A 14,356-nucleotide genomic window follows, 5' to 3' on the forward strand; every position below is an offset into this window, starting at 1 on the left:
AAGCGCCGGGGATGGCCTTCGTTACCGTCCGGTCCGCTTCTTGTTGGCTTCGGTTTCCCAGCGCACCTTGCAACTGTTCATCAGCTTGCCCTTTTTCCAGCACGCATCTTCCAGCGGCGGGATGGCGGCCGCGTAGTCATAGCCGGGCGACCCGAAATAGCGGTCGCCCGTCAGCGTCAGGGACTTTTTCAGCTCTCCCATCCGCTTGCGCGCCACTTCGAAAAGCTTGCCGCGGTCGGTGAAAATCGCATCGCGCCCGATCGATCCCGACGTCTGACAGAAATTGCGCTGCGCCTGCACCGTCGAATAGCCCGAATAGATGCGCGTACCATATTGGTCGAGCGCCGATTGACCCGGCTTGCCCTTGCCCACGGTCCGCTGAAAATATTTGCCCAGCATGTCGAACGACTGCTGCAATTCCTTGCTGTGATGCGCGATCATCGCATTGTAATTGGATACCGTCAGCAGCGTCGGTTCGAAATCGCACTGCAAGGCTGCGACGTTCAATGCCGCGCGCAGGTTCCATACCAGGCCGGCGTTCAGTTCTTCCGGCGTGGCACCGGGCATATTGATGCCCAGGCTGGGTTCCGCGCCTGTCACCGGCGGGCTGGAAAGATCGGGCGGCGACCAGAAAAACTGCGCCTGTGCAGGCTGCGCGGCCAGTGCCGCCGCCAAAGTTACGGCCAACAGGGCAGGACGGACGGAGGGGCGCATCACTCTTCGCTATTCCTTTGATTTCACGACTTTGCGGTTTCCTAGCGCAACCGAATCCGCCTGTCAGTCAGACTTTGCAGTTACGCGATGAACCGAGCGAAAAAGCCTTATTGATCCGCGATGACTTCGGTGTCGGCCTGCTCCGCCGGGTCGCTCGCATTGGCGGCGGCCTTGGGCGCGCTGCTGGTCGTGGTGGCCGTGTTGCCCGCACTGCCGGGGACCATTGCCGTGCCTTCGGACTTTACCCCGTCCAGATCGGTCATCGCGTCGGTGGTGGTGCCGTCCACCACATCCAGATTGTTCATCGCGATGGTGCTGGTCGTTTCGCTCTTGTTGGAACCGCAAGCAGTGAGGGGAAGTGCAAAAGCCGATACGAAAATCACACAACGGACGAACGGCAATGACGGCATTCCTGGCTCCTGCGACCTGTCTCTTGGCGCAGACCTTAGCGGGCGGACAGCCTTCGTCAAGCCAGCCCCTTACGTTAAGGTCAGTTACGCGAGCCGCACCGTCCCAGCCGCCCCAGAAACTCGGCAAACCGCGCCTGCAATGCCGTGTCGAAGTCTGCCATGGCGACCGGCTTGCCCAATGCGGCAAGGCTGGTGACCGGAAACTCCGCGATACCGCAGGGCACGATGCCTCCGAAATGCGACAGGTCGGGTGCGATGTTCACCGAAAATCCATGGATCGTGACCCATTTGCGCACACGCACGCCGATGGCGCCGATCTTGGCTTCCTGCCCATTGCGATCATCGGTCCAGATGCCGATGCGTCCCTCGGCCCGCCGTGCCGCCACGCCGAAGTCGCCCAGCGTGTCGATCACCCAGCCTTCCAGACTATGGACGAAATTGCGGATATCCTTGCCGCGTTTGCTCAGGTCGATGGTCAGATACCCTACCCGCTGCCCCGGCCCGTGATAGGTATAGCGCCCGCCGCGTCCCGCATCGTACACCGGGAAACGCGGGTCGAGCAGTTCGGCGATGTTGGCGCTCGTCCCCGCAGTATACAGCGGCGGATGTTCGAGCAGCCATATGCGCTCGCCTGCCTCCCCCGATGCCACGGCGGCGGCGCGCGCCTCCATGTCCTGCAGGGCGTCGGGATACGCGACGGGGGCGTCGCTGCGTCGCCATTCGATGTCGGAAGCATGATCCATAGCCACTTCCTTGACTTGCCATCGCGCCGCGATCAAGGGTTGCGACACCATCACAGGGATTTAGCGGAACGATGAAGCCTCTCTCTATCGGCAAGGCATGGGAAGAAACCACGGCCTTCGTCAAACGCGAAGGCAGTTTGCTTTTTCCGGTCGCCTTTCTTTTCATGGCGCTGCCGGTCGTGATCTTTCAGCAGATCGTTCCGCCTGAATTGCTGGCCGAAGTCATGAAGGCGCAGAGCGCCGGAGGGGCGGCGGCCGTGCCGCAGCTTCCTGCCAGTTTCTGGATCGGTTTTCTGGTTACGATGGTCATCGGCCTGATCGGCGCGCTGACGCTTTATGCTCTCGCGCTGCGGCCGGGGATAAGCGTCGGCGAGGCTATGCGGCTGGGGTTGCAACGCATACCCGTGTTGATGACGGCGGGCCTTCTGGTTGCGGCGGGAACGATGATTGCGATCATCGCTCTCACGCTGGTTGTCGCGCTATTCAGTGTCCTGGGCGGGTCTCGCTCGGTCACGGCACTTGTTATGGCAGCGCTGTTCGGCACCATGATGTTCGTGGCGGCGCGCCTGTTGCTGTTGAACGCCGTCGCCATAGACCGCCCGATCGGCGCGGTCGACGCGATCCGGCAAAGCTGGCGACTGACACAGGGGCAGTTCGGCCGCCTGTTCGCCTTCCTTGCGATTGTCATCATATTGGGTGTCGTCACGCAGGCGGCGGTGCAATCGATCTTCGGCGTATTAGGCGCTTTGATCGGCGGGGCGGAGATCGCCGTGCTGGCGGCAGGCCTCGCCACCGCTGCGCTTTCCGCCATCATTCAGGTCTATTTTCTCGTGATGACGGCGCGCATCTATCGCCAGTTGGAAGCCGCTGCCTAAGCCAGCAGTGGCACATGCGGCGCGGCGTCGCGCGGCAGCACGCCAAAGGCGCGCGGATCGTCGAATGTCTCGACCGCACGCCCAAAGGGCACGAATCCTGATTTGATGTAGAAGCCCAGCGCCGAAGGATGGTCGAGCGTGCAGGTGTGCACCCAGAATCGCTCGACGCCCTTGCGCCACGCCAGTATCTTCGCCTGACCCATCAGCCAGCGGCCATGGCCTTGTCCGGCCAGCTCCGGCACCAGTCCGAAAAAGGACAATTCGCAATCGGGCAGCGCCCGGAAATCCAGCTCTAATATCCCGATCTCGATTCCCTGCGGATCGCACACTGCATAGATTTCGACCGCCGGATCGTGAATCACCGCTTCCACTACCGCGTCAGGCTGCACGAGGCGGGAGAACCACAGCCAAGGCTCCCCAACCCGTCGAAACAGGCCGCGATATTTCTCGACCGAAGGCGCTTTCCATCGCACGAGGCGCAGCGTGGACGGGGGCAGGGGGGCAGGTTTCGGCTTCGTCCGCATCTCCAGATGCGTGACCACCGCTGCCACCTGACGCGGATCCACATCCGTCAACGCCATGCGATCAGCTCCAGGTGGCGCGCGGCGGCAGGCTCATCAGGATCGCGTCGATATTGCCGCCGGTCTTGAGGCCAAAGAGCGTCCCGCGATCATGCACCAGATTGAACTCCGCATAGCGCCCGCGCCATTCCAGCATCTGATGCTCATCCGCTGCGGTGAAGGGCATGTCCATCCGCTTGCGCACGATCGGCGGATAAGCATTTAAGAACGCATCGCCCACAGACTGCGTCAGCGCGAAATTCGCATCGAAGTCGCCATCGCGATGATCGTAGAAAATGCCGCCGACCCCGCGATGCACGCCGCGATGCGGGATATAGAAATAGTCATCGGCCCATTTCTTGAACTCGGGATAAAGCGCCGGATCGTGGGCGTCGCAGGCATCCTTGAAGACGGCATGAAACTGCTCGGTATCCTCGGCATAGGGCAACGGCGGATTAAGATCCGCGCCACCCCCGAACCATCGCTTCGTCGTTACCAGAAAGCGCGTATTCATATGGACAGCGGGCACATGCGGGTTGGTCATATGCGCGACCAGGCTGATGCCCGTCGCGAAAAACTGCGGATTGTCGCCTGCGCCGTGAATCGACTTGGCGAACTCGGGCGCGAATGATCCACCGACGGTCGAAACGTTGACGCCGACCTTCTCGAACACCTTGCCTTTCATCACGCCGCGCACGCCGCCGCCACCTTCGCCGGGGGCAAGGCCGTCGGCTTCCCGGTCCCATGCGGTATATTCGAAGGCGGCGTCGCTGCCCGCTTCCCGCTCGATGCTCTCGAACTCGGCGCAAATCCGGTTGCGCAGGGATTCGAACCAGGTACGCGCGGCCTGCTGCTGTGCGTCCAACACCAATGCTGTCGTTTCACTCATTCCGGATACTGCCCCGTCTGCCTTAACGCTTCACTCAATGCGATGCCTGCCGACACCGCAATATTCAAGGACCGAAATCCCGGTGCCATGGGAATCCGGATGCGCGCGTCGACGCTATCGCGCACTATGTCCGGCACGCCGGCGCTTTCCGATCCCATCAACAGCACGTCGTCGGGGGCGAAGCTGACTTGCGGCAAACGGGTCGCGGCATGGCTGGACATCAGCATGATCCGCCGTCCGTTCGCGCGGCAGGCTTCGGCAAAATCATCGAAGCTGGCATGTTTCGTCACATCGGCGGATCGTCCGTAATCCATCGCCGCCCGCTTCAGTTTCGCGTCGGAAAAGGCGAATCCGCAGGGCATGACGATGTCGACAGGGACGCCGAAACAGGCGGAAAGCCGAAGGATCGCGCCGACATTTCCGGCGATCTCCGGCTGGTAAAGGGCAATACGCATGCAGGCTCGTTATCGCAGTCCTGCGGAATGTAACAGCCATCATGAAATTGCCTGTTGGCAAATGCGATGTTTGGACGCTATCAGGCCCGCGAACCGCGCCGGGAATGGGCGGGATTATGCGTGTGCGTGTCCCTTCGATTCTCTTGATTGCTCTGTGTGATCAAGCAAGGCGTGGGCAGGGGCCATAATTTGCAAGGATGTTAGTGCATGGCGACGGTTGAGCACATCGAAACGGCGGTGCCGCAGGCGGGTGAAGGTGTGCGCCGCCGCGACTTCATCAACATCGCGGCGGTCAGTTTCGCGGGCGTAGGTGCGGTCGCTGTCGTATTGCCGCTGGTGAATCAGATGAACCCCAGCGCGGACGTGCTGGCGCAGGCTTCGACTGAAGTCGATCTGTCCGGTATTCAGCCGGGCATGGCGATCAAGACGACGTTCCGCGCGCAGCCGCTGTTCGTCCGTCACCTGACGCCGGAAGAAATCGCGAAGGCCGATGCCGTCGACGCATCGACGCTGCGCGATCCGCAGACGCTGGAAGAACGCACCGTCGATGGCAAAAAGCAGTGGCTCGTCACCATGGGGGTCTGCACCCATCTGGGTTGTGTGCCGCTGGGCGCCGGTGAAGGTGAGAACAAGGGTGAGTATGGCGGCTATTTCTGCCCCTGCCACGGTTCGAGCTACGACACGGCTGCCCGCATTCGCAAGGGCCCCGCACCCAAAAACCTGATGGTTCCGGAGTATAGCTATACGTCCGACACCGCAATTCTCGTAGGCTGAGGAAAAGAACCATGAGTTTCCCCTGGGCAGAGCATTACACCCCCAAGGCGCCACTGATGAAGTGGATCGATGAGCGCTTGCCGCTTCCTCGCCTGGTCTACAGTGCTGTCGGTGCCGGCTATCCGGTGCCGCGCAACCTCAACTATTTCTGGAACTTCGGCGTGCTTTCGGGCGTCGCCCTGATGATTCAGATCGTAACCGGTATCGTTCTGGGCATGCATTATGCCGCTAACGAGCTGGTCGCCTTCGGCACGACCGAGCACATCATGCGCGACGTCAATGCAGGCTGGATGATCCGCTACGCACACGCCAATGGCGCGAGCTTCTTCTTCATCGTGGTCTATCTCCACATCTTCCGCGGCCTTTTCTACGGATCCTACAAGGCGCCCCGCGAAATGGTCTGGTTGCTGGGTCTCGTCATCTTCCTGTTGATGATGGCCACCGCGTTCATGGGCTACGTCCTGCCCTGGGGTCAGATGAGCTATTGGGGTGCGAAGGTCATTACCGGCCTGTTCGGCGCCATTCCGCTCGTCGGCGAACCGATCCAGACCTGGCTGCTGGGTGGTTTCGCCCCCGGTAACGCTGCGCTCAACCGCTTCTTCTCGCTCCACTATCTGCTGCCCTTCGTCATTGCAGGCGTCATCATCCTGCATATCTGGGCGCTGCATATCCCCGGTTCGAACAACCCGACTGGCGTCGATGTGAAGGGACCGCAGGACACTGTCCCGTTCCACCCTTATTACACGGCGAAGGACGGCTTCGGACTGGGCGTGTTCATGATCCTGTTCACCGCGTTGCTGTTCTTCGCGCCGAACTTCCTGGGCCATCCGGACAACTATATCGAAGCGAACCCGCTTTCGACGCCTGCGCACATTGTGCCGGAATGGTATTTCTGGCCGTTCTACGCCATCCTACGCGCCTTCACCTTCGACTTCTTCTTCGTGCCGGCAAAGCTGCTGGGTGTGTTGGCGATGTTCGCATCGATCCTGCTGTTGTTCTTCCTGCCCTGGCTGGATAACTCGCCAGTGCGGTCGGGCAACTATCGCCCGATGTTCAAGAAGTTCTTCTGGTTCGGCTTGATCCCCTGCGTTCTCATTCTGGGATATTGCGGCGGTGCCCCGGCGGAAGAGCCCTATGTGATGCTGAGCCAGTTCGCCGCAGCTTACTACTTCGCGCACTTCCTCATCATTCTTCCGGCCATCGCCTATTTTGAAAAGCCGCTGCCGTTGCCCAATTCGATCACCGAAGCGGTGCTCGCAAAGCATGGTGAAAGCGTTACCGGTTCGCAGGGTCTCGCACCCTCCGCAGTCCCGGCCGAATAAGGGGAATATCAGAACATGCTTCGCCCAGCTCTCATTGCGATCGGTGCGTTTTTCACGCTGATGTTGCTGTATTCCTTCGGGTCCGGTGCAGTCGCCTATCTTGGCGATCCGCCAGCCGCGACTGCGGAAAAGGAATTTCACCTCCATCCCAAGGAAGTGGAATTCTCCTTCAACGGCGCGCTCGGCCATTATGACCGTCAGCAGCTTCAGCGCGGCTTTCAGGTCTTCAAGGAAGTCTGCTCGGCCTGCCACAGTCTGAAGTTCGTCGCATTCCGCGACCTGCAGCAGATCGGCTACAACGAAGCGGAAGTGAAGGCGATTGCCAAGCAGTGGGCGATCAAGACGCCTGACGTCGATCCCGCCACCGGTGAAATGTCGTCGCGCGATCCGGTTCCTGCCGATCACTTCCCCAAGCCGTTTGCGAACAACGTCGCGGCTGCCGCAGCGAACAACAACGCCATCCCGCCAGATTTGTCGCTGATGACGAAGGCCCGCCATGAAGGCAGCGCCTATGTCTATTCGCTGCTGACCGGGTTCCAGGCACAGCCGGCTGCCCTGCTCAAGAAGTTCCCGGACTCCAAGACGCCCGAAGGCCTGCATTACAACCCGTATTTCGCCAACCTCAACCTGGCGATGGCACCCCCGTTGGTGGCCGACGGTCAGGTGACTTATGGCGACGGCACAAAGGCCACGGTCGATCAGATGTCGCAGGACGTTGCTGCATTCCTGACCTGGACGGCCGAGCCCAAGCTGGAAAATCGCCGCAGTGCCGGTCTGGCCGTGGTGTTCTTCCTGCTGATCGCAACGGGTCTGGCCTATATGTCCTACCGGAATATCTGGGCAGACAAGAAGCATTGAGGAATGGCCGCGACGGCACTGCCGTCTGGCCGAGGATAGCATGGAGAGGCACGGCACCGTTCAGGCGCCGTGCCTCTTTTTTTGGCGAAGGGCTAAGGTGAAGACCCCATGATGTTGCACGATCTCAAGGCCATGGTGCGCACTGTCCCCGACTTTCCAAAGCCCGGCATCCAGTTTCGCGATATTACGACCTTGCTCGCCGATCCGAAGGGGTTCCGTGCCCTCGTGGACGTGATGAGCGACGTCGCCCGTCCCCATGCCATCGACTATGTCGTCGGCATCGAGGCCCGTGGCTTCATTCTGGGCGCTACCGTGGCTGCGGCGCTGGGTACGGGGTTCGTGGCCGTGCGAAAGCCGGGCAAGCTTCCCGGACGCACGGTCGGCATCGACTATGCCCTCGAATATGGCACCGACCGGCTGGAACTGCACGAAGGACAGATACCCGCCAATGCGCGTGTCCTGCTCGTCGACGATCTGATTGCCACAGGCGGCACGGCGCTCGCGGCGACACAATTGCTGCGCGACCAGAATGCCCTCGTCGCACTGGCGCTGTTCGCCATCGACTTGCCGGAACTCGGCGGGATCGCAGCTTTGAACGCCGGTGGCGTCGCGACCCACGCCATCATGGCGTTCGATGGCCATTGAAAACTGACGGCAAATTGAAATATACCGGCAATATAGCAGGGTGACCGGCGTGGGCTGACCGAACGGGGCGTTGGGTCTGGCTACATGGACTATCGGTCGAACCAGTTTTCCGGGGCAACTGATGCACATCAACAATATCGCGCAACTTTTCTTGCGAACCAATTTCAGTTGCGACTTGAAATTCATCTTGCGTTGCAGCAAATAGCACCCATGCGCTATTTCCTCTCCGCTTCCGTCGCCCTTCCCCTGATCGCGGTGCTCGCCGCTTGCGGCGCCAAACCGCCACAGGCTCCGCCACCGCCGACTGTCACCTTGGCCACGCCGCTGGCACGGGACGTAACCGATTGGGACGATTATGTCGGCCGATTCGAAGCGGTCGAAGATGTGCAGGTGCTGCCCCGTGTATCCGGCCAGATCACCCAGATCGGGTTCCGTGCAGGCGTTGAGGTCAGCAAGGGGCACCTGCTGTTCCAGATCGATCCGCGCCCCTATCGCGCCCAGCTTGAGCAGGCACGTGCGCAAGTCGTGCGGGCGCAAGCGGCGCAGGCCAACGCGCGCACCGAACTGAAACGCGCCGAAGAGCTCCGCAAGTTTCAGGCTGTAAGCCAGGAAGAATATGAAACGAAGCTGGCGACGCTTCGCTCCGCCGATGCGGATGTGACCGCTGCCCGTGCCGCGGTGCAGGCGCGCGCTCTGGATGTTGAATTTACCTCGGTGCGATCGCCGATAACCGGTCGCGTGTCGGACAAGCGGGTTGCGATCGGCGACTATGTCACATCGGGACAAACGCTGCTGACCACGGTGGTCACCGTGAATCCGATCTGGTTCAGTTTCGAAGGGGCCGAAAGCCTCTATCTCAAATATATCCGTCAGGCCGCGAAGGGCGAACGGGCCTCGTCGCGCTATGCCGCCAATCCGGTCGAGGTCCAGCTTGCCGATGAGAGCGGGTACAAATGGCGCGGCCGCATGATCTTCGTCGACAACGCCATCGACACCAATTCGGGCACGATTCGCGCCCATGCGGAAATCCAGAATCCGAACGGCTTCCTCGTCCCCGGCATGTTCGGTCGGGCGCGGCTGCTCGGCTCGGGCACCTATCGCGCCATGCTGGTGCCCGACGAAGCGATCCTGACCGATCAGACGCGCAAGCTCGTCTATCTGGTCGGCAAGGATGGCAAGACTGTACCGCGCCCGGTCGAAACCGGACCGATGGTCGAAGGGCTCCGGGTCGTCCGCAGCGGATTGAAGCCGAATGAGCAGATCGTCATCGACGGCCTCGCACGCCTTCAGCCGGGGATGCCGGTAAAGACGCGCAAAGGCACCATCGCCCCGCGCGCCGACGCGCAGGATTCGCGTCCTGCTGCCCCGCCTGCGCCCAACGCCGCACAGCCTTCCCAGGCGTCCCAGGATAAAAAGGCTCCGGCTTCCGGGGCGGCGCGCTAATGCGTTTGCCCCATTTTTTCATAGACCGCCCGATCTTCGCGGCGGTCATGTCGATCCTCATCATCATCATGGGGGTCATCGCCTATCCCACCTTGCCGGTCGGGCAATATCCTGAAATCGCGCCGCCCACCGTTGTTGTAAACGCGACGTTCCCGGGCGCTTCTGCCGAAACTCTGGCAGAGACCGTTGCCGCGCCGCTGGAGGAATCGATCAACGGGGTCGAGGACATGATTTATATGTCCTCCTCGTCCACTGCCTCCGGTCAGGTGGCAGTGACCGTTACCTTCAAACAGGGCACCGATGTCGATCAGGCGCAGGTGCTGGTGCAGAATCGCGTGTCATCGGCGGAACCGCGCTTGCCGGAACAGGTGCGTCAGATCGGCGTGACCGTGCGCAAGAACTCACCCGATTTGCTGTTGGTCATGGTGCTCTCGTCGCCGGATGGCAGCTTGTCGAGCCAGTATATATCCAACTACGCGACGTTGCAGGTTAAGGACCGTATCGCGCGTATTCCCGGTGTGGGCGGCGTGCTCGCTTTTGGCGCGCGCGATTACAACATGCGCATATGGATCGATCCGGAACGCGCGTCGGTCCGTAACCTGACCGTCGACGAAATCACCAATGCCATTCGTGCCCAGAATACGCAGGTCGCTGCGGGTTCCGTCGGAGAGCCCCCGTTCAACCAGAGCGGCACGGCGTTTCAGCTTAACATTCAGGCGCAGGGGCGTCTGACATCGCCCGACGAATTCGGGCAGATCATCGTCAAACGCGACGAACAAGGGCGCCTCACACGTCTTGCCGATGTCGCCCGCATCGAACTGGGCGCTCTCGATTATGGGACCGAGGGCTATCTCGACGGCAAATCGGGCATCGCCTTTCCGATAACGCAGCTTCCCGGCTCCAACGCGCTGCAGACGGCCGATGCCGTAAAAGCGGAAATGGAATCGCTGGCCAAGACGTTCCCGCCCGGTTTGTCCTATTCGATCCCCTATAACCCTACCGAATATATCACGGCATCGATCGAAGCGGTCCAGCACACTCTGATCGAGGCCATCGTGCTGGTCAGCATCGTCGTGCTGCTCTTCCTGCAAAGCTGGCGGGCGGCAATCATTCCGATCATCGCCATTCCCGTGTCGCTGATCGGCAGCTTCGCAATGATGGCGCTGTTCGGTTTCTCGCTCAACAACCTCTCGCTGTTCGGGCTGGTGCTGGCCATCGGCATCGTCGTCGACGATGCCATTGTCGTGGTCGAGAATATCGAACGCCTGATGCATGAAGAAGGCTTGTCGCCTGTTCAGGCTGCGCACAAGACGATGGACGAAGTGTCCGGCGCGTTGATCGCCATTGCGCTCGTTCTGTGCGGCGTCTTCATTCCCACGGCGTTCATTCCGGGCATTTCGGGCGCATTCTATAAGCAATTCGCGCTCACCATCGTTGGCGCGACCGCCATTTCGGCGTTCGTGTCGCTCACCCTTTCGCCTGCCCTGGGTGCGCTGATCCTCAAGCCCAAGACGAATCACGATACCCCGACGGGCTGGCGCGGCTACCCAAGCCGTTTCGCCAACGGCTTCAACCGTGGTTTCGAAAAATTGAGTGCGCGCTACGGTCGCATCACGGCCAAAGCCTTGCGCATGCTCGTGATTGTCGGCGTGGCCTATGCTCTGCTGCTGGCACTGGCCGGCTGGCGCTTCATGCAAACACCCTCCGGTTTCGTTCCGGCGCAGGACCAGGGCTATCTGATCGGTGTGGTGCAGATGCCCCCCGGCACTGCCCTTCAGCGTACCGATGAAACGGTTAGACAACTGGTTGGGATCACAAGCAGAAACGAAGGCGTGTCGGGCAGCATTGCCTTTTCCGGCTTCGATGGCGCGACCTTCACCAATTCGCCCAGCGGCGGCACCATGTTCGTGCGCCTGAAGCCGCATGCCGACCGCAAATCGGCCGATGAGATTACCAAGGAGCTGATGGGCTCCGTTTCCAATATCACTTCGGGCAGCGTGTTCTTCATCGCTCCGCCCCCGATTCGCGGGCTTGGCACCGGCGGCGGTTTCAAGATGATGATCGAGGATCGCGGTGGAGCCGGGTACAAGGCGCTTGAAGGTGCCGCCTTCGGCATGATGATGGCGGCGAACCAGACGCCCGGTCTGACATCGGTCTTCACGACCTTCAACACGCGTACGCCACGCCTCTTTGCCGACATCGACCGGCAACGGGCGGAGCAGATGGGTGTTCCGGTCGAGAATATCTTCGCGACGCTCGGCACGTATCTCGGCTCGTCCTACGTCAACGACTTCAACTATCTGGGGCGGACGTTCCGCGTCACGGCCTCCGCCGATGCGCCGTATCGCGACGATGCCGACGATGTGGGTCGGTTGAAAACGCGCTCGGCCAGCGGTGCGATGGTGCCTCTGGACGCTGTCATGACCTTGCGGAACGACAGCGGGCCTTATCGTGTCGTCCGTTACAACCTGTATCCGGCTGCGGAACTTCAGGGGGACACTGTGCGCGGCTATTCCAGCGGCCAGTCGCTCGCCAGCATGGAACAACTCGCGGCAAAGATACTGCCTCCCGGCTTCTCCTACGAATGGACCGAAATCGCCTTCGAACAGAAGCAGGCAGGCAACACCGGCATCATTGCCTTCGGTCTGGCGGTGGTGTTCGTATTCCTGCTGCTCGCGGCCCAATATGAAAGCCTCGTGCTGCCACTCGCCGTCATTCTGATCGTGCCGATGTGTCTGCTTGCGGCCATTCTTGGCGTGAACCTGATGGGCGGGGATAACAACATCCTGACGCAGATCGGGCTGGTGGTGCTGATCGGCCTCGCGGCCAAGAACGCCATCCTCATCGTCGAATTTGCGCGGCAAGGCGAAGATGAAGGGCTGGACCCGCGCGCTGCCGCAGAACAGGCGGCGCATCAGCGTCTCCGTCCGATCCTGATGACGTCCATCGCGTTCATTCTGGGCGTGCTGCCTCTGGTCCTGGCCAGCGGGCCGGGTGCCGAAATGCGGCAGGCACTGGGCATCGCCGTGTTCTTCGGGATGCTCGGCGTCACCATATTCGGCCTGATGTTCACGCCCGCTTTCTATGTCATCAGCCGGATGCTGGGGGAAAAGACATCGGCATGGTTCGCCGCCCGTCGCAAAAAGCCCGTTGCGCCGCATGTCGAGCCGGGGGAGGCAGGCGCATGAAGACGTTGACCTCCACTCTCGCGCTGCTGGCGCTGTCCGCTTGCGCCGTGGGTCCCAACTATAAAACGCCCGCGCCGTTGCCGCCCGCGCAGACGAGCCTGATCGAGACAGCGACCAACACTGCCGTCACGTCCGCTCCGGTCGAAAGCCAGTGGTGGCATCTGTTCGACGATCCGGTGCTGGACCGCCTCGTCATCCGCGCGCTGGAACATAATACCGACGTCCGCATCGCTGCGGCGAACTTGCGCCGGGCGCGCGGTGCGCTGTCCGAAGCACGCGCCGCTGCTTTGCCGACCACGACGACATCCGGCCAATATACGCGGTCACGCAGCGTCGTGAACTTCGGGCAGGGGCTGACCGGCTTCACGCAGGACAGTTTCAAGCTCGGCTTCGACGCCAATTACGAACTGGATCTCTTCGGCGGCGTCCGGCGCTCCATCGAGGCTTCGCGCGGCGAGATCGAAGTGGCTGCTGCCGGGCTGGATGCAGCGCGCGTGTCCATCGCGGCGGAAACCGCACTCACCTACGCCAATGCCTGCTCCACCGGCGCACAGGCGCAAGTCGCGCGTGAAACCGTGGCGCTGCAGGAAAAGACGCTCACGCTGACGCAGCGACTGCTGTCCGGCGGTCGCAATACCCAGCGCGACGTCGATCAGTCAGTGGTTCTGGTCGAACAGGCCCGCGCGCAAGCGGCCAGTTTCGAAGCGGAACGGCGCGCCTCGCTCTATGCGCTGGCGGTGCTGACCGGCGATCCGCCATCGTCATTCGACACTGACGCTGCGGCCTGCATCACGCCCCCTCAGGTGCGTAAGCCCATCGCGATTGGCGACGGTCAGGCGATGCTCGCCCGCCGCCCGGATGTCCGTCAGGCCGAGCGGCAACTGGCCGCCGATACTGCGCGCATAGGTGTGGCGACAGCCTCGCTCTATCCTTCGATCTCCATATTGGGTGGCCTGTCGAGCACAGGTCTGAAACCCAGCGATATCGGCACATCGGACTCGTTCGGCTATTCCATCGGGCCGCTGATAAGCTGGAATTTCCCGTTCAGCGGCGCGGCCCGCGCCCGCGTTCGTCAAAGCAAGGCGACTGCCGAAGGGTCGCTCGGCTCGTTCGACAAGGCGGTTCTGACCGCACTACAGGAAACCGAGCAGGCCCTCGCCCGGCTGAAAGGCGCCATCGACCGCGAAGCATCGCTGTCCCGCGCGATGAAGGCCAGCGACAGTGCCGCCTTCATCGCCGAGAAACGCTTCGGCTCCGGCGCGGACAGCTTCCTGCAGTTGCTGGATGCCCAACGTAGCCGCGCCGACGCCCGCGCTGCACTCGCCGATGCGCAAGCCGCAAGGGCCGAGGCGCAGGTGGCACTGTTCAAGGCGCTGGGCGGCGGCTGGGAAGGCGCACCGGACCCGGTTCGTGTCCCGCCGCAGGGCGATAAATAGTCGAAACTTGGGGTGATGGCTTCGCTCTAATAGCAAATTGCAGT

General features: G+C 61.6%; 14 protein-coding genes. 8 read left to right on the forward strand and 6 right to left on the reverse strand.

The window, feature by feature from the left end:
* Positions 1 to 21 precede the first annotated feature (21 nt).
* From LQ220_RS04210 to lipB, 3 genes are all read right to left on the reverse strand, one after another.
* Positions 22 to 714: a hypothetical protein gene (locus LQ220_RS04210; RefSeq protein WP_230187261.1), complete on the reverse strand. Its 693-nt coding sequence runs from the start codon at positions 712 to 714 to the stop codon at positions 22 to 24.
* Between the two features lie 107 nt (positions 715 to 821).
* Positions 822 to 1,124, reverse strand: a complete 303-nt coding sequence (locus LQ220_RS04215; RefSeq protein WP_230187008.1) for a hypothetical protein — start codon at positions 1,122 to 1,124, stop codon at positions 822 to 824.
* An 80-nt stretch (positions 1,125 to 1,204) separates the two neighbouring features.
* Positions 1,205 to 1,867, reverse strand: coding sequence for a lipoyl(octanoyl) transferase LipB (gene lipB / locus LQ220_RS04220; RefSeq protein WP_230187009.1), 663 nt, complete (start codon positions 1,865 to 1,867; stop codon positions 1,205 to 1,207).
* A gap of 71 nt (positions 1,868 to 1,938) precedes the next feature.
* Here lipB and LQ220_RS04225 point away from each other — a divergent pair, with 71 nt between their 5' ends.
* Positions 1,939 to 2,742, forward strand: a complete 804-nt coding sequence (locus LQ220_RS04225; protein ID WP_230187010.1) for a hypothetical protein — start codon at positions 1,939 to 1,941, stop codon at positions 2,740 to 2,742.
* On the opposite strand, the gene LQ220_RS04230 is transcribed toward LQ220_RS04225, so the two are convergent.
* Genes LQ220_RS04230 through LQ220_RS04240 form a run of 3 tightly spaced genes read right to left on the reverse strand, consistent with a single transcriptional unit; the run spans position 2,739 to position 4,646 of the window.
* The gene (locus tag LQ220_RS04230; RefSeq protein ID WP_230187011.1) at positions 2,739 to 3,323 is read right to left on the reverse strand and encodes a GNAT family N-acetyltransferase; all 585 of its coding nucleotides are present in this window, start codon (positions 3,321 to 3,323) and stop codon (positions 2,739 to 2,741) included. The genes LQ220_RS04225 and LQ220_RS04230 overlap by 4 nt on opposite strands.
* A gap of 4 nt (positions 3,324 to 3,327) precedes the next feature.
* Complete coding sequence (gene hemF / locus LQ220_RS04235; protein ID WP_230187012.1) at positions 3,328 to 4,191, reverse strand: oxygen-dependent coproporphyrinogen oxidase; 864 nt, start codon at positions 4,189 to 4,191, stop codon at positions 3,328 to 3,330.
* Positions 4,188 to 4,646 (reverse strand): tRNA (cytidine(34)-2'-O)-methyltransferase, encoded by a 459-nt coding sequence (locus LQ220_RS04240; protein ID WP_230187013.1) that lies wholly within the window; start codon positions 4,644 to 4,646, stop codon positions 4,188 to 4,190. The genes hemF and LQ220_RS04240 overlap by 4 nt, the downstream gene beginning before the upstream one ends.
* 207 nt (positions 4,647 to 4,853) lie before the next feature.
* Here LQ220_RS04240 and petA point away from each other — a divergent pair, with 207 nt between their 5' ends.
* The 7 genes from petA to LQ220_RS04275 all read left to right on the forward strand — a co-directional run bounded on the left by petA (position 4,854) and on the right by LQ220_RS04275 (position 14,312).
* Positions 4,854 to 5,420 carry a ubiquinol-cytochrome c reductase iron-sulfur subunit gene (gene petA, locus LQ220_RS04245; RefSeq protein WP_230187014.1) on the forward strand — a complete coding sequence of 189 codons (567 nt, stop codon included), beginning with the start codon at positions 4,854 to 4,856 and terminating at the stop codon, positions 5,418 to 5,420.
* Positions 5,421 to 5,431: 11 nt separating this feature from the next.
* Positions 5,432 to 6,742, forward strand: coding sequence for a cytochrome b/b6 (locus LQ220_RS04250; RefSeq protein ID WP_230187015.1), 1,311 nt, complete (start codon positions 5,432 to 5,434; stop codon positions 6,740 to 6,742).
* A 15-nt stretch (positions 6,743 to 6,757) separates the two neighbouring features.
* The gene (locus LQ220_RS04255; protein ID WP_230187016.1) at positions 6,758 to 7,600 is read left to right on the forward strand and encodes a cytochrome c1; all 843 of its coding nucleotides are present in this window, start codon (positions 6,758 to 6,760) and stop codon (positions 7,598 to 7,600) included.
* Positions 7,601 to 7,708: 108 nt separating this feature from the next.
* Positions 7,709 to 8,245: an adenine phosphoribosyltransferase gene (locus LQ220_RS04260; protein WP_230187017.1), complete on the forward strand. Its 537-nt coding sequence runs from the start codon at positions 7,709 to 7,711 to the stop codon at positions 8,243 to 8,245.
* Between the two features lie 210 nt (positions 8,246 to 8,455).
* A complete protein-coding gene (locus LQ220_RS04265; protein ID WP_230187018.1) occupies positions 8,456 to 9,688 on the forward strand; it encodes an efflux RND transporter periplasmic adaptor subunit in 1,233 nt (410 codons plus the stop codon).
* On the forward strand, positions 9,688 to 12,876 hold the full coding sequence (locus LQ220_RS04270) for a multidrug efflux RND transporter permease subunit (RefSeq protein ID WP_230187019.1): 3,189 nt from the start codon (positions 9,688 to 9,690) through the stop codon (positions 12,874 to 12,876). Before LQ220_RS04265 ends, LQ220_RS04270 begins: the two co-directional genes overlap by 1 nt.
* On the forward strand, positions 12,873 to 14,312 hold the full coding sequence (locus LQ220_RS04275; protein ID WP_230187020.1) for a TolC family protein: 1,440 nt from the start codon (positions 12,873 to 12,875) through the stop codon (positions 14,310 to 14,312). Before LQ220_RS04270 ends, LQ220_RS04275 begins: the two co-directional genes overlap by 4 nt.
* The last annotated feature ends 44 nt before the right edge of the window (positions 14,313 to 14,356 follow it).

It is taken from the genome of Sphingobium sp. CECT 9361, assembly GCF_918741285.1.
In the GTDB taxonomy this organism is placed as follows: domain Bacteria; phylum Pseudomonadota; class Alphaproteobacteria; order Sphingomonadales; family Sphingomonadaceae; genus Sphingobium.

Excerpts from the sequence above, each read along its gene's own strand:
- LQ220_RS04210 (WP_230187261.1), bottom strand. The coding sequence starts at position 714 with ATGCGCCCCTCCGTCCGTCCTGCCCTGTTGGCCGTAACTTTGGCGGCG.
- LQ220_RS04215 (WP_230187008.1), bottom strand. The coding sequence starts at position 1,124 with ATGCCGTCATTGCCGTTCGTCCGTTGTGTGATTTTCGTATCGGCTTTT.
- lipB (WP_230187009.1), bottom strand. The coding sequence starts at position 1,867 with ATGGATCATGCTTCCGACATCGAATGGCGACGCAGCGACGCCCCCGTC.
- LQ220_RS04225 (WP_230187010.1), top strand. The coding sequence starts at position 1,939 with ATGAAGCCTCTCTCTATCGGCAAGGCATGGGAAGAAACCACGGCCTTC.
- LQ220_RS04230 (WP_230187011.1), bottom strand. The coding sequence starts at position 3,323 with ATGGCGTTGACGGATGTGGATCCGCGTCAGGTGGCAGCGGTGGTCACG.
- hemF (WP_230187012.1), bottom strand. The coding sequence starts at position 4,191 with ATGAGTGAAACGACAGCATTGGTGTTGGACGCACAGCAGCAGGCCGCG.
- LQ220_RS04240 (WP_230187013.1), bottom strand. The coding sequence starts at position 4,646 with ATGCGTATTGCCCTTTACCAGCCGGAGATCGCCGGAAATGTCGGCGCG.
- petA (WP_230187014.1), top strand. The coding sequence starts at position 4,854 with ATGGCGACGGTTGAGCACATCGAAACGGCGGTGCCGCAGGCGGGTGAA.
- LQ220_RS04250 (WP_230187015.1), top strand. The coding sequence starts at position 5,432 with ATGAGTTTCCCCTGGGCAGAGCATTACACCCCCAAGGCGCCACTGATG.
- LQ220_RS04255 (WP_230187016.1), top strand. The coding sequence starts at position 6,758 with ATGCTTCGCCCAGCTCTCATTGCGATCGGTGCGTTTTTCACGCTGATG.
- LQ220_RS04260 (WP_230187017.1), top strand. The coding sequence starts at position 7,709 with ATGATGTTGCACGATCTCAAGGCCATGGTGCGCACTGTCCCCGACTTT.
- LQ220_RS04265 (WP_230187018.1), top strand. The coding sequence starts at position 8,456 with ATGCGCTATTTCCTCTCCGCTTCCGTCGCCCTTCCCCTGATCGCGGTG.
- LQ220_RS04270 (WP_230187019.1), top strand. The coding sequence starts at position 9,688 with ATGCGTTTGCCCCATTTTTTCATAGACCGCCCGATCTTCGCGGCGGTC.
- LQ220_RS04275 (WP_230187020.1), top strand. The coding sequence starts at position 12,873 with ATGAAGACGTTGACCTCCACTCTCGCGCTGCTGGCGCTGTCCGCTTGC.